This is a genomic window from Dyella sp. SYSU CM1112 (assembly GCF_058216415.1).
In genome coordinates, this window is the sequence record NZ_JBZEGI010000131.1 from 1 (window position 1) to 274 (window position 274).

The 274-nt window shown below is 59.1% G+C and carries 1 pseudogene; it reads left to right on the forward strand.

Annotated features, from left to right (window positions below):
- A pseudogene (locus AC4HNJ_RS21930) lies at positions 1-274 on the forward strand (bifunctional aspartate kinase/diaminopimelate decarboxylase); the annotation flags it as partial.

Sequence of the window (274 nt, forward strand, 5' to 3'; positions counted from 1 at the left end):
TGAAAACGCTGGCAGCGGTGGATCGCCTGCATTACGCGGTCAAAGCCAATACGCATCCGACCATTTTGCGTGCGCTTGCCGAAGAGGGGTTTGGTTTCGAATGCGTGTCGCCCGGCGAGTTGAAGGCGGTGATGGCGGCGGTGCCTGAATCAGCGCCTTTGTTGTTCACGCCTAACTTCGCGCCACGCGCCGATTATGAGTGGGCCTGGACCACGCGCGCCACGGTGTCACTCGATTCGCTCTATCCACTGGAGTATTGGGGTGAAGTATTCCG